General features: G+C 62.7%; 16 protein-coding genes and 3 rRNA genes. 3 read left to right on the top strand and 16 right to left on the bottom strand.

All coding sequences use genetic code 11. The features are described 5' to 3' along the window. Positions 1–9: 9 nt before the first annotated feature. A complete protein-coding gene (locus tag ACUYMZ_RS09350) occupies positions 10–1,149 on the top strand; it encodes a bifunctional 2-methylcitrate synthase/citrate synthase (protein ID WP_481602901.1) in 1,140 nt (379 codons plus the stop codon). A gap of 97 nt (positions 1,150–1,246) precedes the next feature. Here the strand turns inward: ACUYMZ_RS09350 and ACUYMZ_RS09345 are convergent, their stop codons facing one another. Next, positions 1,247–1,741 (bottom strand): 8-oxo-dGTP diphosphatase, encoded by a 495-nt coding sequence (locus ACUYMZ_RS09345; RefSeq protein WP_426006936.1) that lies wholly within the window; start codon positions 1,739–1,741, stop codon positions 1,247–1,249. Positions 1,742–1,797: 56 nt separating this feature from the next. Between ACUYMZ_RS09345 and ACUYMZ_RS09340 the strand changes: the two genes are divergently transcribed. Then, a complete protein-coding gene (locus tag ACUYMZ_RS09340) occupies positions 1,798–2,511 on the top strand; it encodes a hypothetical protein (RefSeq protein WP_481602899.1) in 714 nt (237 codons plus the stop codon). A 24-nt stretch (positions 2,512–2,535) separates the two neighbouring features. Here ACUYMZ_RS09340 and xerD read toward each other — a convergent pair whose 3' ends face one another. The 9 genes from xerD to ACUYMZ_RS09295 form a co-directional block, all read right to left on the bottom strand. Beyond that, a complete protein-coding gene (gene xerD / locus ACUYMZ_RS09335; protein ID WP_426006933.1) occupies positions 2,536–3,495 on the bottom strand; it encodes a site-specific tyrosine recombinase XerD in 960 nt (319 codons plus the stop codon). A gap of 2 nt (positions 3,496–3,497) precedes the next feature. Further along, the gene (locus ACUYMZ_RS09330; protein WP_426006932.1) at positions 3,498–4,160 is read right to left on the bottom strand and encodes an NUDIX domain-containing protein; all 663 of its coding nucleotides are present in this window, start codon (positions 4,158–4,160) and stop codon (positions 3,498–3,500) included. 28 nt (positions 4,161–4,188) lie between these two features. Beyond that, positions 4,189–5,934 carry a CTP synthase gene (locus ACUYMZ_RS09325; protein WP_481602897.1) on the bottom strand — a complete coding sequence of 582 codons (1,746 nt, stop codon included), beginning with the start codon at positions 5,932–5,934 and terminating at the stop codon, positions 4,189–4,191. Positions 5,935–6,075: 141 nt separating this feature from the next. After that, on the bottom strand, positions 6,076–7,815 hold the full coding sequence (recN, locus tag ACUYMZ_RS09320; protein WP_481602895.1) for a DNA repair protein RecN: 1,740 nt from the start codon (positions 7,813–7,815) through the stop codon (positions 6,076–6,078). A 3-nt stretch (positions 7,816–7,818) separates the two neighbouring features. Continuing rightward, entirely contained in the window at positions 7,819–8,889 is a 1,071-nt protein-coding gene (locus ACUYMZ_RS09315) for an NAD kinase (protein WP_426006929.1), read from the bottom strand. Between the two features lie 13 nt (positions 8,890–8,902). Continuing rightward, positions 8,903–9,715, bottom strand: coding sequence for a TlyA family RNA methyltransferase (locus ACUYMZ_RS09310; RefSeq protein ID WP_481602893.1), 813 nt, complete (start codon positions 9,713–9,715; stop codon positions 8,903–8,905). Between the two features lie 3 nt (positions 9,716–9,718). Then, a complete protein-coding gene (locus tag ACUYMZ_RS09305) occupies positions 9,719–9,979 on the bottom strand; it encodes a hypothetical protein (protein ID WP_426006927.1) in 261 nt (86 codons plus the stop codon). A gap of 9 nt (positions 9,980–9,988) precedes the next feature. Further along, a complete protein-coding gene (locus tag ACUYMZ_RS09300; protein WP_481602891.1) occupies positions 9,989–10,975 on the bottom strand; it encodes an HAD-IIA family hydrolase in 987 nt (328 codons plus the stop codon). Then, a complete protein-coding gene (locus tag ACUYMZ_RS09295; RefSeq protein ID WP_481602889.1) occupies positions 10,968–11,591 on the bottom strand; it encodes a hypothetical protein in 624 nt (207 codons plus the stop codon). Before ACUYMZ_RS09295 ends, ACUYMZ_RS09300 begins: the two co-directional genes overlap by 8 nt. A 9-nt stretch (positions 11,592–11,600) precedes the next feature. On the opposite strand from ACUYMZ_RS09295, the gene ACUYMZ_RS09290 reads away from it, so the two are divergent. Next, on the top strand, positions 11,601–12,893 hold the full coding sequence (locus ACUYMZ_RS09290) for a hypothetical protein (RefSeq protein WP_481602887.1): 1,293 nt from the start codon (positions 11,601–11,603) through the stop codon (positions 12,891–12,893). A 211-nt stretch (positions 12,894–13,104) separates the two neighbouring features. On the opposite strand, the gene rrf is transcribed toward ACUYMZ_RS09290, so the two are convergent. The 6 genes from rrf to ACUYMZ_RS09260 all read right to left on the bottom strand — a co-directional run bounded on the left by rrf (position 13,105) and on the right by ACUYMZ_RS09260 (position 23,708). Continuing rightward, a 5S ribosomal RNA gene (rrf, locus tag ACUYMZ_RS09285) occupies positions 13,105–13,221 on the bottom strand. Positions 13,222–13,363: 142 nt separating this feature from the next. Then, positions 13,364–16,511 (bottom strand): 23S ribosomal RNA (locus ACUYMZ_RS09280). Positions 16,512–17,097: 586 nt separating this feature from the next. Next, positions 17,098–18,623: ribosomal RNA gene (locus ACUYMZ_RS09275) — 16S ribosomal RNA — on the bottom strand. Together the 16S, 23S and 5S rRNA genes form the textbook arrangement of a ribosomal RNA operon. Before the next feature lie 734 nt (positions 18,624–19,357). Continuing rightward, positions 19,358–20,668, bottom strand: coding sequence for a tyrosine--tRNA ligase (tyrS, locus tag ACUYMZ_RS09270; RefSeq protein ID WP_442425136.1), 1,311 nt, complete (start codon positions 20,666–20,668; stop codon positions 19,358–19,360). Between the two features lie 37 nt (positions 20,669–20,705). Beyond that, positions 20,706–22,934 carry a HelD family protein gene (locus ACUYMZ_RS09265; protein WP_481602885.1) on the bottom strand — a complete coding sequence of 743 codons (2,229 nt, stop codon included), beginning with the start codon at positions 22,932–22,934 and terminating at the stop codon, positions 20,706–20,708. 114 nt (positions 22,935–23,048) lie between these two features. After that, positions 23,049–23,708, bottom strand: coding sequence for a DNA-3-methyladenine glycosylase (locus ACUYMZ_RS09260; RefSeq protein WP_481602883.1), 660 nt, complete (start codon positions 23,706–23,708; stop codon positions 23,049–23,051). Between the last annotated feature and the right edge of the window lie 36 nt (positions 23,709–23,744).

The raw sequence follows: 23,744 nt of genomic DNA, 5'->3' as shown, positions 1-23,744 counted from the left end.
GAGTTCAGCATGGCAGCTGAAGACATCAAGAAAGGCCTCGCCGGAGTCGTGGTGGACTACACCGCGGTATCCAAGGTCAACCCGGAGACGAACTCCCTGCTGTACCGCGGCTATCCGGTCCAGGAACTGGCCGCCAAGTGCAGTTTCGAAGAAGTGGCGTACCTGTTGTGGAACGGGGAATTGCCCCATGAGGCACAGTTGGCGGAGTTCACCGCCCGCGAGCGCGCCGGACGTGCGCTGGATCCCGTGGTCAAGTCAGTGATCGATACCCTCCCCAACTCTGCACACCCCATGGACGTGTGCCGGACCGCTGCCTCAGTGTTGGGTGCGAGGCACGAGCTCGCCGAGGACTCATCCGTTGAGGCAAACATGAAGAAGGCCGTGGATCTGTGGGCGGCAATGCCTGCGGTAGTGGCCTACGACCAGCGGCGCCGGCGTGGGCAGGAACCGATCGAACCCCGCGATGACCTTGACTACTCCGCGAACTTCCTCTGGATGACCTTCGGCGAAGATCCCGTGGATGAGGTGGTTGAGGCATTCAACGTCTCGATGATCCTGTACGCAGAGCATTCCTTCAACGCCTCCACTTTCACGGCACGGGTGGTGACGTCCACGTTGTCCGACCTGCACTCGGCAGTGACCGCTGCCATCGGTGCGCTCAAAGGCCCACTGCATGGCGGCGCCAACGAAGCCGTCATGCACACCTTCGACGAGATCGGCATCCGCAGCGAAGAAACGCTTGAGGAAGCCGCTGCGCGGGCACGCACCTGGATGGACAACGCCCTGGCGCAGAAGAAAAAGATCATGGGCTTCGGACACCGGGTCTACAAGCACGGCGACTCCCGTGTTCCCACCATGAAGGCCGCCCTGGACAAGATGATCGCCCACTACGGGCGACCTGAACTCCTGGGGCTGTACAACGGGCTGGAACAGGCCATGGACGAGGCCAAGGCCATCAAGCCGAACCTCGACTACCCGGCCGGGCCCACGTACCACCTCATGGGCTTTGACACCCAAACGTTCACGCCTCTCTTCGTGGCCAGCCGCATCACTGGCTGGACGGCCCACATCATGGAACAACTCGGCGCGAACTCGCTGATTCGTCCACTGAGCGAGTACAACGGGCCGGAGGAACGCCACGTACCGTAGCGCGTCCCTGCCGCACGGCAGTACCCACGACGGCGGGCTGGTCACTTCAGGCGACCAACCCGCCGTCGTGATTTAACCCGGACAGGTCGAAGGACGATCAGGCGTGCTCCACCCACGCCGTTGTCCGGACCCCGGCCACGTTCTGGTTGTCCTCAGCCAGGTCAACCGTGACGGCAATCCTTTGTCCCGAAATCATTGCCGGCAGCCAGTGCTCCGCGTCGGCCCACATACGGTCCACGGGGAGGCTGGACACCGGGTGCCACTCCGGTGCGATCTCGTCGCTCTCGGACGGCTCCCCCTGCCACGCACGCGTCAGAAAGACAGTGGTTGCCATGTTCCACTCCGGCCTGGCCGGGAACATGAAATCGACCGTACCGGCGGGAACCAGGTCCCGCGGCTCGACCACCACATGGATCTCCTCCAGCACTTCCCGGCAAGCGGCCTCGATCGCGGTCTCCCCCACCTCCACGTGGCCGCCGACGCCGACTACCTTGCCCCGGCCGAAGCCCGTCTTCTTGGTACCAAGGAGGACGTGTTCGCCGTCCGCACCGTCGCGGAGGAGGAAACAGAGTGTCACATGGGCTGCAGTCATGCTGCCTACCTTAACCCCAACTCCTCCACCTGGTGCGCCATTGCTACAGTGAGCGCATGACTGAAGTTGGGGGCGAAGCGGGCGCCATGGACGCGGCACCGGCCCAGGCTGCACCTACGCGGGACCGGGACGACGCCTGGCTGCCGGACCGGGTGGTGGCACACCCGCTCTACGCCGGGTGGGCGTGGACGCTGGCCTGGTCAGGGCTGATCGTCCTGGACGAAGTCGTCGACCTGGCCGGATGGACGTGGTATCTGCTGGTCTTCGTTGCGGCATTGCCCACGTTGGTTGCCACCGTGGCAGTGCTTCACGCGACTCCACGAAGCCACCTGAAAGCCGTGGACGCCACCGTGTTCGGCCACTTCTTCGTCCGGTTCCTGGCCTTGGTGGCGGCCTTCATGGTGTGGGCAGCATCCGTGGTGATGAGCGCCTCCATCTCCACCACGGTCCAGTCCGTCATAGGCGACTCCGAGAAGGAAGTCACCGCACTCGGCTTCAACCTCATGCTGGCCGCCGTCCCGCTGGTCCTGTCTGTCCTCTGGATGGCGTTCATCATCCGCTGTGCATGGTTCCTGCGCAGGCTCCGCGGATGGCGGCAGGTCCCGGTGCGAACCCGGGTACCCAGGAAATTCCTCAAGCGCCGGCCCCGGCTCAAGCGGGTCGTCGTGGGACTCGCCCACCCCGGGCTGCTGCTGGTCGCGGGGCTGGGAACATCCCTCCTGGCCGTGTTCGTCGATGCCGTCGAGTTGACCTTCAGCGTGCTGGCCTGACACCGGGCGTGGCTTAGGCGCCACTCACCCCAAGGCGCGCGGGTGAGCCGCAGCATAGACCTCGCGAAGGGTGTCGGCCGTCACCAGTGTGTAGACCTGCGTGGTGGTGACCGAAGCATGGCCCAGCAACTCCTGGACCACACGCACGTCAGCGCCGCCTTCCAAAAGGTGGGTGGCAAATGAGTGGCGCAGCGTGTGGGGTGACACATCCTTGGTGATCCTGGCTTTCTCCGCCGCTGCCTTCAAGATGGTCCACGCGCTTTGCCTGCTGATCCGCCCTCCCCGGGCGTTCAGGAAGAGGGCAGGGGTGCCCTTGCCCTTGGCAGCCAGCAACGGACGTCCGCGGACCACATAGGCAGCCACCGCACGCGCTCCATAGGAGCCCAGCGGCACCAGCCGCTCCTTGGATCCCTTGCCAAACAGCCGGACGATCGCAGGGCCGTCTTCTGTCCCCTCCAGGGTGACGTCGTCCACGTCGAGTCCCACGGCCTCGCTGATACGGGCACCTGTGGAGTAAAGGAACTCCAGCAATGCCCTGTCACGCAGTCCCGTTGCGGAATCAGTGCCCGCTGCCTCGAGGATGCGGGTCACCTCATCGACACTGATGGCCTTCGGAAGCCGTCTGCCCGGCATCGGCGGGTGGACATCGGTGGCGGGGTCCGCCGTCGTGGTTCCCTCCAAAGCCCAGAACTTGTGAAGGCCGCGGACGGCCACCACGGTGCGCGCAGCGGAACGGACTCCCAGTGCAGCCGCCCCGTCCGAGCCGTCCGAAAGCGCCTGCACGAATCCTGTGACGTGGTGCCGCGTCACATCCCCGGGCCTGACCACGCCGTGGGACGCCAGATAATTGGCGTACCGCGCCAGGTCCCGCTTGTACGCTGCGAGGGTATTGGCGGCCAGGCCACGCTCCACACCGACGTGCTGGAGGTAGTCGGTGATCCCGCGGTCAATGGCCGTGGTTGCGCGGGTGGCGGCCTCGGCCATGCTCAGCGCTGGCTCGGGTGCGCGGGCCAGGGCGCGTTGGCGGGCCTGAGTCCGGCGAATCCGTCCGCCTTCGCCGCCGCGGCAGCCAGAATGCCCAGCACGGCCGAGGGGTTGTGGAGCCGGCCTTCCAGCACCGCCCGGACGGCGTCATCCAGCGGCACCCAGCGAAGTTCAATCTCGGCTTCCTCATCAGTCCGGACATGCCGGTCCGCCTCAGGAACATCGGAGAGCCCGCGGGCCAGGTAAATGCGGACCGCCTCGCTGGAAGAACCCGGGGAATTGAAGAAATCGGCCAGCACGTTCCAGGTGGAGGCCACGAGGTCGGCTTCTTCGGCAAGCTCACGGGCCGCGCCGGCCACGAAGTCCTCGCCCTCGACATCCAGCAGGCCTGCCGGGATCTCCCACAAGTCCATTCCCACGGGGTGGCGGTACTGCTTCAGCAGCAGGATGTCTCCGTCCACGTTCATGGGCAGGACAGCCACGGCGCCCGGATGGTCGATGTAGTCGCGGACCAGCGTGCCTGTGTCCTCACTTAATTGGAAAGCATCACTGACCACATCCCAGATGCGGCCTTCGTAGACCTTGTTGGAAGACACAAGACGGCGCGGGCTCGGTACGTCCGAAACCTGCCGTGCCGTGCTGGAAGTTTCAGAAATACCGGGCATCGCGCCGTCCTTTTCTCTGGTGGTGTATTTACTTGGCAGCTACCGCGCGGGCACCGGTGTCCGTTGCCACGGCTGCACCCTCACGACGCTCAAGCGCAGCCTTCACGAGGCCTGCAAACAGCGGGTGGGGACGCGTGGGACGGGAGCTGAGCTCCGGGTGTGCCTGCGTAGCGACGTAGTACGGGTGCACCTCGCGGGGAAGTTCCACGTACTCCACCAGCTTGCCGTCAGGAGACGTGCCGGAGAAGACAAGGCCTTCTGCTGCGATCTGGTCACGGTACTTGTTGTTGACCTCGTAGCGGTGGCGGTGGCGTTCGCTGACCGTCGTGGTTCCGTAGGTCTCCGCCACTACCGAGCCCTCATCGAGCTTGGCTTCGTAGAGGCCCAGGCGCATGGTGCCGCCCAGGTCTCCCTTGCCTTCCACGATGTCCAGCTGCTCTTCCATGGTGGCAATGACCGGGAACTTGGAGTCCGGCTCGAATTCGCTGGAGGAGGCACCCTCCAGGCCAACCACATTGCGGGCATATTCGATCACCATGCACTGCAGTCCGAGGCACAGCCCCAGGACCGGAAGCTTGGTTTCGCGGGCGAACTTCAACGCACCCAGCTTGCCCTCAAGACCGCGGATACCGAAGCCGCCGGGCACGCAGATCGCGTCCACGCCGGCCAGGGACTTGGTGGCGCCGGCCAGGGTTTCGCATTCATCCGAGGGGACCCAGCGGATCTTGACCTTGGCCTCGTTGGCGAAACCGCCGGCACGCAGGGCCTCGGTCACGGAGAGGTACGCATCCGGAAGGTCAATGTACTTGCCCACCAGGGCAATCTCGACCTGGTGCTTGGGGTTGTGCACCGCTTCAAGCAGCTTGTCCCACTTGCTCCAGTCGACGTCCTTGAACGGCAGGTCAAGGGCCCGGACGATGTAGGAGTCCAATTGCTGCGAGTGCAGGGTCTTGGGGATGTCGTAAATGCTGGGAGCATCGGCTGCGTTGACCACGGCGTCGATATCGACGTCGCACATGCGTCCGATCTTCTCGCGCATGGCTTCGGGAACCTCGCGGTCCGAACGGATCACGATCGCTTCCGGTTGTATGCCGATGGACCGCAATGCAGCCACGGAGTGCTGCGTTGGTTTGGTCTTCAGCTCCTGCGACGGGCCGATGTACGGTACCAGCGAAACGTGCAGGAAGAACACGTTGCTGCGTCCGATGTCCTGGCGTACCTGGCGGGCCGATTCCAGGAAGGGCTGCGACTCGATGTCGCCCACCGTACCGCCGATTTCAGTGATGATGACGTCAGGAGCGTTCTTGCCCTCGGCAGGAAGACGCATACGGCGCTTGATCTCATCCGTGATGTGCGGGATGACCTGGACGGTGTCTCCGAGGTACTCGCCACGGCGTTCCTTGGCGATCACCGAGGAGTAGATCTGGCCAGTTGTCACGTTGGCCGAACCCTCAAGGTTCTCATCGAGGAAGCGCTCGTAGTGTCCGATGTCGAGATCGGTCTCGGCGCCGTCGTCCGTCACGAAAACTTCGCCGTGCTGGAAGGGATTCATCGTGCCCGGATCCACATTCAGGTAGGGATCGAGCTTCTGCATAGTTACAGACAAACCGCGTGCCCGCAGCAGGTGGCCGAGGCTGGAAGCCGTCAGACCCTTACCGAGCGAGGACGCCACACCACCGGTGACGAAGATGTGTTTGGTCGTCTTGGACGAACCCGGGAACCGGGAATTTACACGGGAATTTGATCGCTGCACCACGGAATTCGAGCTTATCATCAATTACGCCTTCCAAGCGTCCTGTCCGGATTCCCCAAATGGTCCATAGTGGCCCGTAAGTGCGCATTCAATCAAGAGCGGCAAGGGACCGGCACGCTGGTTGTGATTGTGGTCGCAGCCCGCCGGCCCGCATCAGCGGCATCAGGCACCCTGCGGCAACAGCTTCGCATCGTCCAGGAGCTCCTGGGCATGCGCCCGGGCTGATTCCGAATCCTCCTGGCCCGCGAGCATGCGGGCCAGTTCCCTGACGCGTTCCTCCTCATCGAGCAGCTGGACATCGCTGGACGTGAAGCCCGTGGATGTCTTCCCGTCCTTGCCACGCACCGAGGTCTTGGTTACGCGGATGTGCTGGTCGGCGAAGGCGGCAACCTGCGGCAGGTGCGTGACCACCAGGACCTGGACGTGGCGGGCCAGCATGGCAAGCCTGCGGCCGATTTCGACGGCGGCGCGGCCACCAACACCGGCGTCCACCTCATCGAAAACGAAGGTCGGGACCGGGTCCACAGCAGCCAGGACAACCTCGATGGCAAGCATCACCCGCGAAAGCTCACCACCGGAAGCACCCTTGCCCAGCGGCCTCGCAGGAGCGCCGGAGTGGGGCTGCAGGAGGAAGGCGATGTCGTCGGAACCCCACGGACCCAAGGAGCCGGTGTCCTCGATGGTGATGACCAAGGTGGCGTCGGCCATTGCCAATGCCTTCAGTTCGGCACTGACCCGTGCCGAAAGATCCTTGGCGGCCTTGGTCCTTGCCTTGGTGATGGCCGCAGCTTGCTTGGCAAGCCTCGCTTCCGTCGATGCCACCTCGGCGTCAAGGGCCTCAATCCGGCTGGAGTCGTCCTGCAACTCGTCCATCCGGACCCTGGCGGCGGCCGCCCACTCCAGGACCTCATCAATGCTGGGGGCATACTTCCTGATCAGCTTGGCAAGGGCGGCACGCCGCTCCTCAATCTCCGACAGCCGTTCCGGACCTTCCGTGTCCAGCGAAGCCTGGTAGCTGGACAGTTCTCCGGCGATGTCGTTGAGAAGGAAGCCGACTTCCGCCAGACGCGCTGCCGCTGCACCAAGGGCTTCATCATGTTCGGCCACATGCTCCAGCGTCCGCTTGGCGGCGTCCACCAGTGAGGTGGCATCACCGCTCTCGCCAAATTCTTCGGCGATCAGGGACTCATGCGCTGCTGCCGCCGCCAGCCGAAGCTCCTCGACGTTGGCGAGCTTGACGGCCTCGGCCTTGAGGCTTTCATCCTCACCGGACTGGGGATCGACCGCATCGATTTCGGTCAACGCGGCATCCAGCGATTCAGCCTCGCGAAGCCTCTCCCGCGCTTCACTCCGGAGAGTGTCCAGTTCAGACTGGATGGCCTTCCAGTGGGCGTAAAGTTCCTGGTACTCCCCCAACGACTTCGCCAACGAAGCCCCGGCGAACCTGTCCAAGGCCTGGCGCTGCGCGGCGGCGCCCTTCAACCGGATCTGGTCGGTTTGCCCGTGCACCACTACCAGGCTCTCACCCAATTCGCCCAGGACGCCCACAGGTGCGGCCCGGCCACCAACGTAAGCACGGCTGCGCCCGTCGGCACCCACGGTACGGGCCAGCAGGAGTTCGGCGACGCCGTCGAACTCTTCCGCTTCGCCGCCGGCCTCCCTGGTGCGCTCCACGGCACTGTGGTGGGGGTCAAGCTTCAGGACGGCCTCCGCGGAGGCAGACTTGGCACCGCTTCGAACGGCACCGGCGTCCGACCGGGCACCCAGGAGAAGCCCGACGGCGGTCACCACCATGGTCTTGCCGGCGCCGGTCTCACCGGTCACGACGCTGAGGCCGGGGCCCAGTGGCAGGGAGGCATCGGTAATGACGCCCAGATCACGGATTCGGAGTTCTTCAAGCATGCTTCACTTCGCATTCGTGGGGTCGGAGGATTCACCGTGCCCAGGGTCTCCGGACACGCCGGTATCCACGGTGTTGCCGACCGGCCGGTGGGGTTCCGGCGGACTCGGCAAAGGGGCAGGCGAGGGGGTTCTGATGACCGGAATGGGACCGGTGTGGACTTCGCCGCTGCGGGGCGCCGGCCCGCGCCAGCCATGGATGGGCAACTGGAACTTGCGGACCAAGCGGGCGGAGAAGGGTGTGTTGTGGGTGCGGGCCAGACGGACCGGACGGGCCGAACGGGTCACTTCCACGCGGGCGCCCGGAGGGAGGTCAACGGAGCGCCTCCCGTCGCACCACAGCACGCCCAGTGCATCCGTTCGGTTCATGATCTCCACGGCCAGCTTGGACCGCGGCGACACTACCAAGGGCTTGGCGAACAGGGCGTGGGCGCTGATCGGCACGATCACCAACGCTTCAACTTCCGGCCAGACCACGGGCCCGCCCGAAGAGAACGCGTAGGCGGTTGACCCCGTGGGCGTCGCCAGCACCACGCCGTCGCAGCCGAAGGATGTCAGGGGGCGCTCGTCCACTTCCGTGACGACCTCCAGCATGCGCTCACGGTTGGCTTTCTCGATGGCCGCCTCATTGAGTGCCCACGTGTGCCAGATCTTCCGTCCCTTGATCCACACCTGGACATCGATGGTCATGCGTTCTTCCACGGTGTACTGCCGGCTGGCAATCCACTCCACCGTCTGGGCAAGATCTGCCCGCTCGCTTTCGGCCAGGAAACCGACATGGCCCAGGTTGACGCCCAGCAAGGGAACATCAACCTCGCGGACCAGCTCCGCGGCCCTCAGGATGGTGCCATCGCCACCGAGGACCATGACCAGTTCGACATCTTCAAGGCTGACGTCGTCATGCAGGATCTCAATGGGGGTGTCCAAGGCCCCGAAGAAGCGCTCCACATCAACGAGTTCGGATTTCTGGAGCACCGGCACCAGCCCGGACGTATGCAGCTGCGTACAGGCATCCCACGCCGCGCGGAGCGAATCCTCCCGCCCTGTGTGGGCAAGGACAAGTACATGCCTGCTCATCGGGTTCTGCTTTCTAGTCGTTTGGCCAGAGGTTCTTCATCAGCGCAGCAACGTCCTCGTCCCGCTCTTCGATCTTAGGCAACTCCGCCGACATCCTCCGTGTCATCCACAGGAAGTATTCAACATTTCCGTCCTGCCCCGGCAACGGACTGGCCGCCAGGCCCCGAAGTTCCAGCCCCGCGTCAACCGCGGCCCGGGCCACCTGGGCGACCGCCCGGCGTCGTTCAACCTCCGAGGTAACCACCCCTGTACGGCTCAACCGCTCCCTGCCCACCTCGAACTGCGGCTTGACCATCAGCACCAGGTCACCGCCGCGCTCCGTGCAGGCGGCCAACGGTTCCAGGACGAGGGTCAGGGAGATGAAGGACAGGTCCGCGACTGTCAGGGAGACCTCCCTGCCGATCTGTCCAGGTGCCATGTACCGGACGTTCAGGCCCTCATGGACCTCAACCCGGGCGTCATCGCGCAGGGCGGGCACCAGCTGGCCGTGTCCGACGTCCACCGCCACCACCTGGGCCGCCCCCTGGCGCAGAAGCACGTCCGTGAAACCGCCGGTGGAGGCGCCCGCGTCCAGGCAACGGCGGTCCGCCACCTTAACAGCGGGAAAGGCCGCCAGGGCCCCGGCCAGTTTGTGGCCTGCCCGACTGGCATAGACATCCTCGAGGTGCGACTCAACGTCAAGCCGGACCCCGGCATCGACCTGCAACGCCGCCTTTGCCAGGACCACGCCCTCCGAGCTGACCTTGCCGTCACCGATCAGCTTCGCAGCATGGGTCCGGGACCTCGCCAACCCGCGGGAGACGAGTTCCTGATCAAGTCTTGCCATGCTTCAGCTGTCGCCTTCCAAAGCTCTTTCAGGGTTCATGTGACCGGTCGGCGGCATGCCCGGCTCAGCATCCAGGGCCTCCATCAGGGCATCATGGACAGCCCCGTAAAGACCGGCATGGTCCGCGACCTCCGCAGCAGGTACGGCCCCCAGCAGGCCCAGAACCTGGTCCACGGCAGCGTCACCTGTGGGTTCGGCTCCACCGGGCCACCGCGCCCCATGATCTTCGCCGGCAGAATCCGGGTGGGTGCTGGGCTCGGTCATTGCACCAGTCTAATGACTCCGCCACTCCAGGCGCGGAGCCTTGGCAACAGCAGAGTCCGGTACAGTTGCCCACCAGGCTGCGCAGGCAGCCCGCCATGCATCAAGGTCGCTGTCAGTGCCCGACACCGTCACGGTGCCGTCCGACGCTACAGCCGATGCGTCCCCGCAACGGAACCTGCCGCCGTCGTTGATGACCTCCGGATAGGGCACGTAGAGGTCGCCCAGTCCGGCAATCACGTAATCCGGACGCTCTTCCGTACGGGCGGCCAGGATGCTCTCCCTGGTATCGACGCCGGTGAGGACTGCCGCCGTCGCAAATCCAGCCCGGTTTCCCCCCAGGATGTCCGTGTCCAGGCGGTCACCGACCACCAGGGGGCAGCTGGCTTTAAGGCGCTTGGCGGCAGAGTGGAACATGGGCGCCTCCGGCTTGCCGGCCACCAGCGGCCGCTTGCCTGTCGCCGCGGCAACGGCTGCCACCAGGGTGCCGTTACCGGGCGCCATGCCACGTGCCTGCGGGATGGACATATCGGTGTTGGTGGCAAACCATTCAGCCCCGCCGGCAACCACATAAGACGCCTCAGCCAGGTCTTTCCAGCCGATATCCGGGTTGAAACCCTGCACCACGGCGACCGGATTTTCGGCGGCGCTGTGCACGGGCTTGAGCCCCACCAGTTCGATTTCGTGGGCCAAGGCGGCACTGCCCGTGATCAGGACGTGCGCTCCGGCAGGCAGCCTGGAAGCCAGGAGCTCACCAGCCGCCTGCGAGGAACTGACCACCTGGTGGTCCTCGGCAGGAGCGCCGAGCTCACGCAAATGGGCAGCTACCTGCGCCGGTGTGCGCGAGGCATTGTTGGTGACATACCCCAGCCCCACGCCCACGCTCTCCAGCCGCTTCAGCGACTCAACAGCACCCGGGATGGCGTGTGGCCCTGCATACACCACCCCGTCAAGGTCGGACAGGACGGCGTCAAAGGACGCGATCAGTGCATCAGCCATGCCTGGAATCGGTGTCCTCTGCTTCTTCAGCGTCCTCGTCCTCGTCCTCGGCGGAATCGACGTCCGACTCGGGATCGTCGGATTCGAAGTAATCGGACTCGGCGTCGTCGATATTGGCGTCGTCGATATTGGCGTCATCGTGCTCGACGTCAGCTGCCGCGGCCTCCGCAATCACGGTTGCACTGTCAGGCTGTTCGACGACGGCGTCCCCCGAGTCCTTGTTGAAACGCGGCTTGCGCTGGGCTTCCTCTTCTTCCTCGTCCCAGCCGAGGTCCACGATTTCGGGCTCTTCGAACTCCCCGATACCCAGCGCGTTCTCGGCCACGACCGCTTGCCGCTCCCACTTCACGGCTTCGTCGGCACGGCCGGCGGCGATGAGGGCCTCGGCATAAGCACGGAACAGGCGGGGGCTGTAGGAGAAGGCCCGGTTGATGTCCAACTGCGGGATCTCCAGCTCAGCGACTGCGGCTTCAACCTGGTTGAGGTCAGAGCGTGCACCCGACGCTACAATGGCCAGTTCCACCTTGCCGGGAGCATCAAGATCCTGCGCTTCCGGGGAACGGACCATGTCCAGGGCGCGGTCAGGCCGCCCCAACCCACGTTCGCAGTCGGCCATGATGGGCAGGTGGACATTGGAACCGCTGATACGGCGATAGGTACGGAATTCACGAAGAGCTTCGCCGTAGTGACCGGCCGCGTAGGCCGTGAGGCCAACAGCTTCACGGACTGCCGACAACCTTCCGCCGCGTCGGCTGGCAGCAAGCGCGTGCTGGAACGCAAGCTCCGGTTCTACATCCACAAGCCGCCCGGCCATGACAAGGTGCTTGGAAACCCACCCTGCACTCTGGTCCTCAAGGGTCTTGACCTGGTGCATGGTGGCGCGATCGAGCTCGCGGCCGGTAACGTCCTCGTCGATTTCGGGGGAACGCTCACGATCCGGGCGGTTCGAGCTCCGGATGTCCTTGGCGTTGTGGATGCGCGCCGGACGTTCCTCCTGGCCCTCCGGACCTTCTCCCCGACCGGCAAACGAGCGTCGGTCTCCACCGCGGCTGAAACGCTCGTCGTCGCGACCGCGGTCCTCATCCCGGGGCCGGTCACGGAACGGCTTGCGGTCACCAAAGGAACGGCGGTCATCGCCGTCACGGCGGGGACGGTCGAAGTTCCGGGGGCCGCGGCCTTCGTTGAACGGCTTGCGGTCACGGTCGCGGTCACCAAACTGACGGCGCTCACCATCGCGGGCAGGACGCTCACCACGGTCTCCCCGATCACCGAAGGAACGACGGTCATCGTCGCGGCGCGGGCCAAACGAACGGCGGTCATCGCCGTCACGGCGGGGACGGTCGAAGTTCCGGGGGCCGCGGCCTTCGTTGAACGGCTTGCGGTCACGGTCGCGGTCACCAAACTGACGGCGCTCACCATCGCGGGCAGGACGCTCACCACGGTCTCCCCGATCACCGAAGGAACGACGGTCATCGTCGCGGCGGGGGCCAAAGGAACGGCGGTCATCGCCGTCACGGCGGGGACCAAAGGAACGGCGGTCATCGCCGTCACGGCGGGGACGGTCGAAGTTCCGGGGGCCGCGGCCTTCGTTGAACGGCTTGCGGTCACGGTCGCGATCACCAAACTGACGGCGCTCACCATCGCGGGCAGGACGCTCACCGCGATCTCCCCGATCACCGAAGGAACGACGGTCGCGGTCACCGAAAGAACGGCCTTGGTCGTTGCCCTCACGCTTGTCCCTGGAGCGGAAGCCCCGGGGATCTCCGCCGGAGTTGTTGTTGGCGCGGAAAGATCCTCGATCCCCGCGGTTGCCACCGAAATCGCCGCGATTACCGCCGCGGTTGCCGCCATTGTGCTCAGCCATGCTGGATTCCTCCTGTTGCGAGCCGACCACTGGCGCGTGCGTAGTCGCTCATAACCCGTATTTCGTTGTTACGCCGCCGGCAGCGCGAAGGACCGGCCCGTTATCTGTATCAATTCTAAGTGAAGGCCCCATGGGACACCGAACGTGGAGGGCCAGAAGGCCGGTGCCCGTGGCAAGTCTCACAGCGGAAGTGCTGCCACGGGATCGGCCGCTTAATGTGGGAGACCCCCCAACGTGGTTGGGGGGTCTCGACCTGTGAATGGTTGTCCGGCGGTGTCCTACTCTCCCACACCCTCCCGGGTGCAGTACCATCGGCGCTGTGGGTCTTAGCTTCCGGGTTCGGAATGGGACCGGGCGTTTCCCCCACGCTATGACCGCCGTAACCTTGTTACCCGTCCCCCGTGTTGGTGGGGGTGGGAAGTTTGTGTGGTTACAACTGTGGTGTTGTTATTTGGTTGTGGTTGGTTTTCCTGAACGGGTTGTTGTTCGGGAACCACATAGTGGACGCGTGCATGCAAGTGTGTGTGGTGTTAGTTGTTGGCCTATTAGTACCGGTCAGCTTCACGAGTCTTTGGTCCTCGCTTCCACGTCCGGCCTATCAACCCAGTGGTCTGGCTGGGGGCCTCTCACACGCTAGGTGTGTGGAAATCTCATCTTGAAGCGAGCTTCCCGCTTAGATGCTTTCAGCGGTTATCCCATCCGAACGTAGCTAATCAGCGGTGCACTTGGCAGTACAACTGACACACCAGAGGTTCGTCCGTCCCGGTCCTCTCGTACTAAGGACAGCCCTTCTCAAATTTCCTGCGCGCGCAGCGGATAGGGACCGAACTGTCTCACGACGTTCTAAACCCAGCTCGCGTACCGCTTTAATGGGCGAACAGCCCAACCCTTGGGACCTACTCCAGCCCCAGGATGCGACGAGCCGACATCGAGGTGCCAAACCATGCCGTCGATATGGACTCTTGGGCAAGATCAGCCTGTTATCCCCGAGGTACCTTTTATCCGTTGAGCGACGGCCATTCCACAATGTACCGCCGGATCACTAGTCCCGACTTTCGTCCCTGCTTGAGATGTCTCTCTCACAGTCAAGCTCCCTTGTGCACTTACACTCGACACCTGATTGCCAACCAGGCTGAGGGAACCTTTGGGCGCCTCCGTTACTCTTTAGGAGGCAACCGCCCCAGTTAAACTACCCATCAGGCACTGTCCCTGACCCGGATCACGGGCCGAAGTTAGATGTCCAAAGTGACCAGAGTGGTATTTCAACGATGACTCCACCCGAACTGGCGTCCGGGCTTCAACGTCTCCCACCTATCCTACACAAGCCACTCCGAACACCAATACCAAACTATAGTAAAGGTCTCGGGGTCTTTCCGTCCTGCTGCGCGTAACGAGCATCTTTACTCGTACTGCAATTTCGCCGAGTTTATGGTTGAGACAGCGGGGAAGTCGTTACTCCATTCGTGCAGGTCGGAACTTACCCGACAAGGAATTTCGCTACCTTAGGATGGTTATAGTTACCACCGCCGTTTACTGGGGCTTAAATTCTCAGCTTCGCCACGCGAGGTGGCTAACCGGTCCTCTTAACCTTCCAGCACCGGGCAGGAGTCAGTCCGTATACATCGTCTTGCGACTTCGCACGGACCTGTGTTTTTAGTAAACAGTCGCTTCCCCCTGGTCTCTGCGGCCCACACCCGCTCCACAACGCAAGGTCGTTTCACGGGGCAGGCCCCCCTTCTCCCGAAGTTACGGGGGCATTTTGCCGAGTTCCTTAACCATAATTCTCTCGATCGCCTTGGTATTCTCTACCTGATCACCTGTGTCGGTTTGGGGTACGGGCAGCTAAAACCTCGCGTCGATGCTTTTCTAGGCAGCATAGGATCACCGGATCCCCCCGAACGGGGGTCCCATCAGATCTCAGGAGCGTGCTCGAAGCACACAGGAACGGATTTGCCTATCCCTGACCCTACATCCTTGGACCGGGGCTACCATCGCCCGGCCCGGCTACCTTCCTGCGTCACACCTGTTAATACGCTTACCTCCCGGGATCAGGTCCCAGCCACCACCACAACCATCACACCACAAGTGGTGATCCGGCCAGGTGGGGGGTGGTTAGTATCCCCCGCTCAGTATTGGCGGTTTTTCGCCGGTACGGGAATATCAACCCGTTGTCCATCGACTACGCCTGTCGGCCTCGCCTTAGGTCCCGACTTACCCAGGGCAGATTAGCTTGACCCTGGAACCCTTGATCATTCGGCGGACGGGTTTCCCACCCGTCTTTCGCTACTCATGCCTGCATTCTCACTCGTGTAGGCTCCACCGCTGGTTTCCACCGCGACTTCACCGCCCACACGACGCTCCCCTACCCATCCACACCCCTGAACCACAAAGGGCTGAGGTATATGTGTGAATGCCACAACTTCGGCGGTGTACTTGAGCCCCGCTACATTGTCGGCGCGGAATCACTTGACCAGTGAGCTATTACGCACTCTTTCAAGGATGGCTGCTTCTAAGCCAACCTCCTGGTTGTCTAAGCAACTCCACATCCTTTCCCACTTAGCACACGCTTAGGGGCCTTAGTTGGTGGTCTGGGCTGTTTCCCTCTCGACTATGAAGCTTATCCCCCACAGTCTCACTGCTGCGCTCTGACTTACCGGCATTCGGAGTTTGGCTGACGTCAGTAACCTTGTAGGGCCCATCGGCCATCCAGTAGCTCTACCTCCGGCAAGAAACACGCAACGCTGCACCTAAATGCATTTCGGGGAGAACCAGCTATCACGGAGTTTGATTGGCCTTTCACCCCTACCCACAGCTCATCCCCTCCATTTTCAACTGAAGTGGGTTCGGTCCTCCACGACGTCTTACCGTCGCTTCAACCTGGCCATGGGTAGATCACTCCGCTTCGGGTCTAGATCACGCCACTCAAACGCCCTGTTCAGACTCGCTTTCGCTACGGCTGCCCCACACGGGTTAACCTCGCGACGTAACACTAACTCGCAGGCTCATTCTTCAAAAGGCACGCCATCACAACAACAAGGCTGCTCTGACGGATTGTAAGCACACGGTTTCAGGTACTGTTTCACTCCCCTCCCGGGGTACTTTTCACCTTTCCCTCACGGTACTGGTCCGCTATCGGTCATCAGGAAGTATTTAGGCTTATCAGGTGGTCCTGACAGATTCACACGGGATTTCTCGGGCCCCGTGCTACTTGGGATCCTCACCAAAGGCGGTGCACAACATTACGGTTACGGGACTCACACCCTCTCTGGCCGGCCTTTCAAGACCGTTCACCTATACCTGCACTCTCACCCCACCGGTCCGGCAGAACCAGTACAGCAAGTCCCACAACCCCGCCCACGCAACGCCCGCCGGCTATCACACATGGGTCGGTTTAGCCTCATCCGCGTTCGCTCGCCACTACTAACGGAATCACTCTTGTTTTCTCTTCCTACGGGTACTGAGATGTTTCACTTCCCCGCGTTCCCCCCACGCACCCTATGAGTTCAGGTACGGGTCACACAATCACCTTGCAGCGTTATGCGGGGTTTCCCCATTCGGACATCCTGGGATCACCGCTCGGTTATCAACTCCCCCAGGCTTATCGCAGATTCCTACGTCCTTCTTCGGCTCCTGATGCCAAGGCATCCACCGTGCGCCCTTAAAAACTAGACCACACACACCAAACCCCACCAAGGGGCCTGGCTGATGCTTGAATCCATTCGAGAGAACCACAGGAAAACCACCACCCACCCAACAGGCAGGCAGCAGTCCCAGGTTCTAAATCAAAGAAATTGCTACGAACACACACACCCAACAGGTGCATGCGTCCAGATGCTCGCGTCCACTATGTAGTTCTCAAACAACAACCCCAACAACCACCCCCACCACACAACCCCACAAAAAAGAGGGGCACCCGTGTGACAAGGAAACGGCCGCAGGAAAACAAAGAAACACCAGAAACGTGTCTCCCCGCAAAAAGCTGCGTGAAGGTCCTGTTGCCTCAGGACCCAACAGTGCGCCAAACACAACCCCCACCACCAACACCCCGGCACCTTCCAAACAACCCCACCACAAAAGGGCAGGACCGCCGTACTAACACCAGAACACCAGCAGCAAAAACCATGCCACCACAAAAAATGATTCGTTGATATTCCACCCATGAGCACCCACCGCAGAACATCCGCCTGCGCAATGGGCAACACTGACAACCACCAACACCCCCTACAGGGGCACCGGCAAGTTGTTAGCAGCTCCTTAGAAAGGAGGTGATCCAGCCGCACCTTCCGGTACGGCTACCTTGTTACGACTTAGTCCCAATCGCCGGTCCCACCTTCGACGGCTCCCCCCACAAGGGTTAGGCCACCGGCTTCGGGTGTTACCAACTTTCGTGACTTGACGGGCGGTGTGTACAAGGCCCGGGAACGTATTCACCGCAGCGTTGCTGATCTGCGATTACTAGCGACTCCGACTTCATGGGGTCGAGTTGCAGACCCCAATCCGAACTGAGACCGGCTTTTTGGGATTAGCTCCACCTCACAGTATCGCAACCCTTTGTACCGGCCATTGTAGCATGCGTGAAGCCCAAGACATAAGGGGCATGATGATTTGACGTCGTCCCCACCTTCCTCCGAGTTGACCCCGGCAGTCTCCTATGAGTCCCCGGCCGAACCGCTGGCAACATAGAACGAGGGTTGCGCTCGTTGCGGGACTTAACCCAACATCTCACGACACGAGCTGACGACAACCATGCACCACCTGTAAACCGGCCGCAAGCGGGGCACCTGTCTCCAGGTCTTTCCGGTCCATGTCAAGCCTTGGTAAGGTTCTTCGCGTTGCATCGAATTAATCCGCATGCTCCGCCGCTTGTGCGGGCCCCCGTCAATTCCTTTGAGTTTTAGCCTTGCGGCCGTACTCCCCAGGCGGGGCACTTAATGCGTTAGCTACGGCGCGGAAAACGTGGAATGTCCCCCACACCTAGTGCCCAACGTTTACGGCATGGACTACCAGGGTATCTAATCCTGTTCGCTCCCCATGCTTTCGCTCCTCAGCGTCAGTTACAGCCCAGAGACCTGCCTTCGCCATCGGTGTTCCTCCTGATATCTGCGCATTTCACCGCTACACCAGGAATTCCAGTCTCCCCTACTGCACTCTAGTCTGCCCGTACCCACTGCAGAACCGGAGTTGAGCCCCGGTCTTTCACAGCAGACGCGACAAACCGCCTACGAGCTCTTTACGCCCAATAATTCCGGATAACGCTTGCGCCCTACGTATTACCGCGGCTGCTGGCACGTAGTTAGCCGGCGCTTCTTCTGCAAGTACCGTCACCCCGAAAGGCTTCTTCCCTACTGAAAGAGGTTTACAACCCGAAGGCCGTCATCCCTCACGCGGCGTCGCTGCATCAGGCTTTCGCCCATTGTGCAATATTCCCCACTGCTGCCTCCCGTAGGAGTCTGGGCCGTGTCTCAGTCCCAGTGTGGCCGGTCACCCTCTCAGGCCGGCTACCCGTCGTCGCCTTGGTAGGCCATTACCCCACCAACAAGCTGATAGGCCGCGAGTCCATCCAAAACCACAAAAGCTTTCCACCACCATGACATGCGCCAGATGGTCATATCCGGTATTAGACCCAGTTTCCCAGGCTTATCCCAGAGTCAAGGGCAGGTTACTCACGTGTTACTCACCCGTTCGCCACTAATCCCCCCAGCAAGCTGGAGATCATCGTTCGACTTGCATGTGTTAAGCACGCCGCCAGCGTTCATCCTGAGCCAGGATCAAACTCTCCGTCAAAGTAAAACAAAAACGAAAACACAACAACCCCCACCGGAAAAAGACAGGAGAAGCCATGCAAAAATCTGAAACCAGCTGAAAACCAAACCACCACACACAGGGGTGCACGGCGGCCCGGCAAAATCCAACCAATCAAAAAACAATCGGTATCAACAAACTTGGCACACTATTGAGTTCTCAAACAACAGGTCACAAACCAGCACCACCACCAACCACACAGGCCAGCAGATCGCTCCGGAGCAACTTTTCAAACTTACCCGAACCAGCCCCACAAAGCAAACCAGCCCAAGCCCCCACCAACCCCGACAGCACACCAAAGCACCACCGGAAACCGGCCATTCAAGAGGGAGATCGTCGCCTTCAAACCCGCATCAGCGGCGGCAACTCGAATAACTTTACACACCCCCCACACCACAAACAAATCCACAACCCGTGAACCCCATCACACCCCAAAACACCCCACAACCACGCGCCGGGAAGTGAGAGAGCGACGGCCCAAAACGGGCGATAGATGAGAGAGGGACGGCCCAAAACGGGCAATAGATGAGAGAGCGTCGACCCAAAACGAGCGATAGGTGAGAGAGCGACGGCCCAACACGGGCGATAGGTGAGAGAGCGTCCGCTGGGGTGGCTTAAACGCCGAAAAGGCCGGCAACCACGCGGGCTGCCGGCCTACCCGGACACAGAACAACACAGGCACCCGGACCTACCCAGGCACTGGGACTACCTGAGAATCAGGCGGAAACCTCCACCGTCGCCAGGTTTTTCTTACCCCGGCGCAGCAGGAGGTACCGTCCATGAAGGAGTTGGTCCTGGCCGATGACGGCGTCGGGATCTGCGACCTTGGTGTTGTTGACGTACGCACCACCTTCGCCCACAGTGCGGCGGGCGGCCGACTTGCTGTCGGAGAGGCCGGAAGCGACCAGGAGGTCGATGATTCCCAGGCCGTCTGCGTCGATCTTCGCGGACGGAAGCTCGGCGGTCGCCGCAGCAAGGGTCTGCTCGTCAAGCACCGTGAGGTCTCCATTGCCGAAGACGGCGGCGGAGGCAGCGATGACCTTTTCCGTGGCTTCGACACCGTGCACCAGGGAGGTGACCTCGAAGGCGAGCTTTTTCTGCCCTTCCCGTGCGAACGGACGTTCCGCCACCGCCTGTCCAAGTGCCTCGATCTCCGCACGGCTGAGGAACGTGAAGACCTTGAGCCGGTCCACCACGTCCGCATCGGCGGTGTTGAGCCAGAACTGGTAGAAGGTGTACGGGCTGCACATCTCGCCGTCCAACCAGACCGCGTTGCCTTCGGACTTGCCGAACTTGGTGCCGTCGGAGTTGGTGATCAACGGAGTACCAAGGGCGTGCACGCTCTTGCCTTCAACTTTGCGGATCAGTTCCGTGCCGCTGGTCAGGTTTCCCCACTGGTCCGAACCGCCGGTCTGCAGGACGCAGCCGTAATCGCGGTACAGCTCCAGGTAATCCATGCCCTGCAGGATCTGGTAGCTGAATTCCGTGTAGCTGATGCCTTCGTCCGAGTTCAGGCGCGAGGCCACGGCATCCTTGCGCAGCATGGTGCCAACACGGAAGTGCTTGCCGATTTCGCGCAGGAAGTCGATCGCGCTTAGCGGCGCCGTCCAGTCCAGGTTGTTGACCATCCGCGCGGCGTTGTCACCGTCGAAACTCAGGAAACGGCGCACCTGGCCTTGCAGCCTGCCCACCCACTCCGCAACGGTGTCCTTGGTGTTCAAGGTGCGTTCCGCCGTCGGACGCGGGTCACCGATCAGGCCAGTGGACCCGCCAACCAGACCGAGCGGCTTGTGGCCGGCCAACTGCAGGCGGCGCATCACCAGCAGCTGCACCAGGTTGCCCAGGTGCAGGGACGGCGCCGTCGGGTCGAAGCCACAGTAATAGGTGATCGGGTCCCCGGCGAGCAGCTTTTCCAGTTCGGTTTCCTCGGTGGAAACGTGGACCAGGCCGCGCCATTTGAGCTCCTGCCAGATGTTGGCGAAAGCAGGATCGTTCTGTTGGGACTCGAAGTTAATTACGTGTGACACGGGTTCTAAGGTAGCAGGATTGTGGGTGCGGCTTTTCCTACCGTTCAATACCGGCAGGCAATGGCGCCGCAGTGATCAGGCGGAGCCTCTGCGTGGGCCTTGTCATGGCGACGTAAAGATCGCCCACTTTGCCGTGCTCGTGGTTGAGCATGGCTGCCGGTTCCAGAACCACTACGCCGTCGAACTCCAGCCCCTTTGCCTCCTTGGGACCGATCACCACGATGTCCTGCTCGTAACTGCCGGCACCTGTGCCGATCCGGCGGCCATAAATGCCGCGCAGCGCCGCGGCGGCTTCCGGCAGGAGTGGGCCGTCGGCAATCACAGCCAGCAGACCGCCGTCGATCGCTTCCAGTTCCTCCGGCAGGACCTCCACCAGGCGGGACACGATCCCGTCGGCCTCGACCCGGTCGACGATCGGTGACCATTTGCCCTCACGGACGGCCTTCGGTGCAGAGACCACCAGCCCGGCACGGTTGGCCATGCGGACAGCAGCTTCGGCGATCTGGGACGGTGTGCGGTAGTTGACGGTGAGTTCTTCCAGCGTCCAGCGGTCACCGAACGACGGCGCCAAGGCACTTTGCCACGAATTGGCACCTGCCGCGGCGCTCGTCTGGGCGATGTCGCCAACGATAGTGAAGGACTTCAGCGGGCAGCGGCGAACCAAAAGCCGCCACTGCATGGGCGAGAGTTCCTGGGCCTCGTCAACCACAATGTGCCCGAAGGCCCAGGTGCGGTCGCTCGTGGCACGCTCGGCTGCGGTCAGCCGGTTCTCGCGTTCCTGGTTCTGCTCGGCCAGTTCTTCTGCGGTCATGAGGACATCGACGCCCATGGCCTCCATGTTGGCGAGCGTCTGCTTTGCATTGGCCAGGTCACGCGCGCGGTCAGCTTCCTGCTGGGCCAGTCCGCGCCCGGCAGCGGGGTCAAGCTCACCCAGCAGCTCGGCAGCCTCGTCCAGCAGGGGCACGTCGGCTTCGGTCCAAGGCGCGTCAGCCGGGCGTTGAAGCAGCGCACGCTGTTCAGGGGTCAGGTGCGGAGTACAGGCCTCAAGAATGGCGGGCTTGCTGAAAAGCTCGGAGATGAGCTTTTCAGGCGTCATCGGCATCCAGCACAGGTTCAGCATGACGCGTACGTCCCGCGCGGTGCGGACGTCCTCTGCCAGATAGGCGCGGTCGGCGTTGTTGCCGATGTTGGCGGCCTCCACCTGTTCCGTCAGTTGTTCCGTGAGTTCACGGAGGAGGATCTTGATGAACGTCAGGCGCGCTTCATTGTGCGGCTTGCCAGTGGCGCGCGCTTTGTCGCGGGCGCGGCGGACCTGGCGCTCCGACAGCCTCAGCTTTCGTGAATCGACTTCAAGGATCCGGTCCTTGCCGGGAGTCCGCTGCCGGTTGGCAACGGCATTGGCCACAACCGCGGCCATGTCCAGCCTGCCCTTCAGTGCGGCAATATCCGCATTCTCTTCCGGGACCGCCTGGATGCCCGGCATCAGCCGTCCGAGGCTCGCCATGACCACGCCTGTTTCACCGAGGGACGGCAGGACCCGCTCGATGTAGTGCATGAACGACGACGACGGACCCACCAGGAGTACACCGGCGCTCTTGAGCCGATCGCGGTGTGTGTACAGAAGATACGCGGCGCGGTGCAGGGCCACTGCCGTCTTTCCGGTACCCGGCCCACCCTGTACCACCAAGGCACCCGAAATGGACGAACGGATGATCCTGTCCTGCTCCGACTGGATGGTGCCCACGATGTCCGACATACGGCCGGTCCGTTTGGAGTTCAGGGCAGCGAGCAATGCACCCTCGCCCTGGAGGGACTCGTTGTCCGCGAGCATACCGGCGTCGAGGACGTCGTCTTCGATCGCCTTGACGTCCCGGCCCTGCAGGATCAGGTGCCGGCGGCGGCGCACACCCTGGCGGTCGAAAGCCGTTGCCTGGTAGAAGTGGCCTGCCTCGGGGGCGCGCCAGTCAACCATGAGCCGCTGCAGGTCCGCGGTGGACAGGCCGATGCGGCCGATGTACTGCGCCTCACCTGAGTCCAGGTCGAGCCGGCCAAAGACCAGCCGGTCGTCGACGGCGTCGAGCTGGGCCAGGCGGTCCTCGTACAGCGCCGCGAACGCGTCCCGTTCCGAAACGTTCTGCATGGTACCCACAGCACCTGCCTTGCGAACCTGCGCCAGCTGGGTGCGCTTTTCCTCGCGCAGCTCGTCGAGCCGGGCATACAGCCCGGCAACGTATTCCTGCTCGTGGACCAAATCAGCGTCGTGCATTCGAACCGTAACCCCTATCGGAAAAGACAGACCGTCCATTCTACAGCGATTTTGGTAAACGTGTGGGGGCATGGGCCGCATCGCGGACGCGGGGGACGCGGCAGGCCCTCCGCGCTACGTGCCCGTGCTGCGGTTCCGGGGTCTTGCCGCCTTGTAACGGGACACCGTGGGGTCGTCCTCAATCCAAAAGCGCCAGGGATATTCCGTAGTGCCACCCGGCCCGGCGACGCCTACCCGGGGTCCGCTCGCCACGGCCGCCGCCGGTGTCCCGGGCAACCACAAGCTGAACGGTTCCACGAGGGCGTCACGGCCAGTGTCCGCCGTCGTGAGCCCCAACGCTGAAGCGAGACGGGCCGGTCCGCTCGCCAGGTCCTTGTGTGTCTTGGACGCCGGTCGCCGCGCGGCGGCCAGCTCCCCGCCGGCCACCACTTCACCGGCGCGCAGCAGCAACGCGGAGGGAGCGCCGTCGGGACCGCAGACAATGTTGGCGCAGTAGTGCATGCCATACGTGAAGTAGACGTAGAGGTAGCCGGCGGGGCCGAACATGGGTGCGTTGCGGGCAGTGCGGCCGCCGTACGTGTGGGATCCGGGATCCGGATGCTCTGAGTCGCGGGGACCCATGTAAGCCTCCACCTCCGTCAGGCGGACCGACACGGGACCCGCCTCCGATTGACGGGTCAGGACCGCCCCGAGGAAAAGGGGCGCTATGGAGCGAGGATCGCCGGTCAGGAAATCGCGGACAGCATCCGGTGCTGTGACGAGGTTTGCGGTCATGACCAGACCTTAGCAACGGCGTAGACGGCCATGTCC

The sequence above is a fragment of the Arthrobacter sp. T572 genome (assembly GCF_056780115.1).
Note: the sequence above shows the minus strand (reverse complement) of the source record. Positions and strands in the feature narration are given on the sequence as shown.

Excerpts from the sequence above, each read along its gene's own strand:
- ACUYMZ_RS09350 (WP_481602901.1), top strand. The coding sequence starts at position 10 with ATGGCAGCTGAAGACATCAAGAAAGGCCTCGCCGGAGTCGTGGTGGAC.
- ACUYMZ_RS09315 (WP_426006929.1), bottom strand. The coding sequence starts at position 8,889 with ATGAGCAGGCATGTACTTGTCCTTGCCCACACAGGGCGGGAGGATTCG.
- ACUYMZ_RS09305 (WP_426006927.1), bottom strand. The coding sequence starts at position 9,979 with ATGACCGAGCCCAGCACCCACCCGGATTCTGCCGGCGAAGATCATGGG.
- ACUYMZ_RS09260 (WP_481602883.1), bottom strand. The coding sequence starts at position 23,708 with ATGACCGCAAACCTCGTCACAGCACCGGATGCTGTCCGCGATTTCCTG.
- ACUYMZ_RS09310 (WP_481602893.1), bottom strand. The coding sequence starts at position 9,715 with ATGGCAAGACTTGATCAGGAACTCGTCTCCCGCGGGTTGGCGAGGTCC.
- xerD (WP_426006933.1), bottom strand. The coding sequence starts at position 3,495 with ATGGCCGAGGCCGCCACCCGCGCAACCACGGCCATTGACCGCGGGATC.
- ACUYMZ_RS09300 (WP_481602891.1), bottom strand. The coding sequence starts at position 10,975 with ATGGCTGATGCACTGATCGCGTCCTTTGACGCCGTCCTGTCCGACCTT.
- ACUYMZ_RS09330 (WP_426006932.1), bottom strand. The coding sequence starts at position 4,160 with ATGCCCGGTATTTCTGAAACTTCCAGCACGGCACGGCAGGTTTCGGAC.
- recN (WP_481602895.1), bottom strand. The coding sequence starts at position 7,815 with ATGCTTGAAGAACTCCGAATCCGTGATCTGGGCGTCATTACCGATGCC.
- ACUYMZ_RS09345 (WP_426006936.1), bottom strand. The coding sequence starts at position 1,741 with ATGACTGCAGCCCATGTGACACTCTGTTTCCTCCTCCGCGACGGTGCG.
- ACUYMZ_RS09340 (WP_481602899.1), top strand. The coding sequence starts at position 1,798 with ATGACTGAAGTTGGGGGCGAAGCGGGCGCCATGGACGCGGCACCGGCC.
- ACUYMZ_RS09265 (WP_481602885.1), bottom strand. The coding sequence starts at position 22,934 with ATGCACGACGCTGATTTGGTCCACGAGCAGGAATACGTTGCCGGGCTG.
- ACUYMZ_RS09325 (WP_481602897.1), bottom strand. The coding sequence starts at position 5,934 with ATGATAAGCTCGAATTCCGTGGTGCAGCGATCAAATTCCCGTGTAAAT.
- ACUYMZ_RS09295 (WP_481602889.1), bottom strand. The coding sequence starts at position 11,591 with ATGGCCGACTGCGAACGTGGGTTGGGGCGGCCTGACCGCGCCCTGGAC.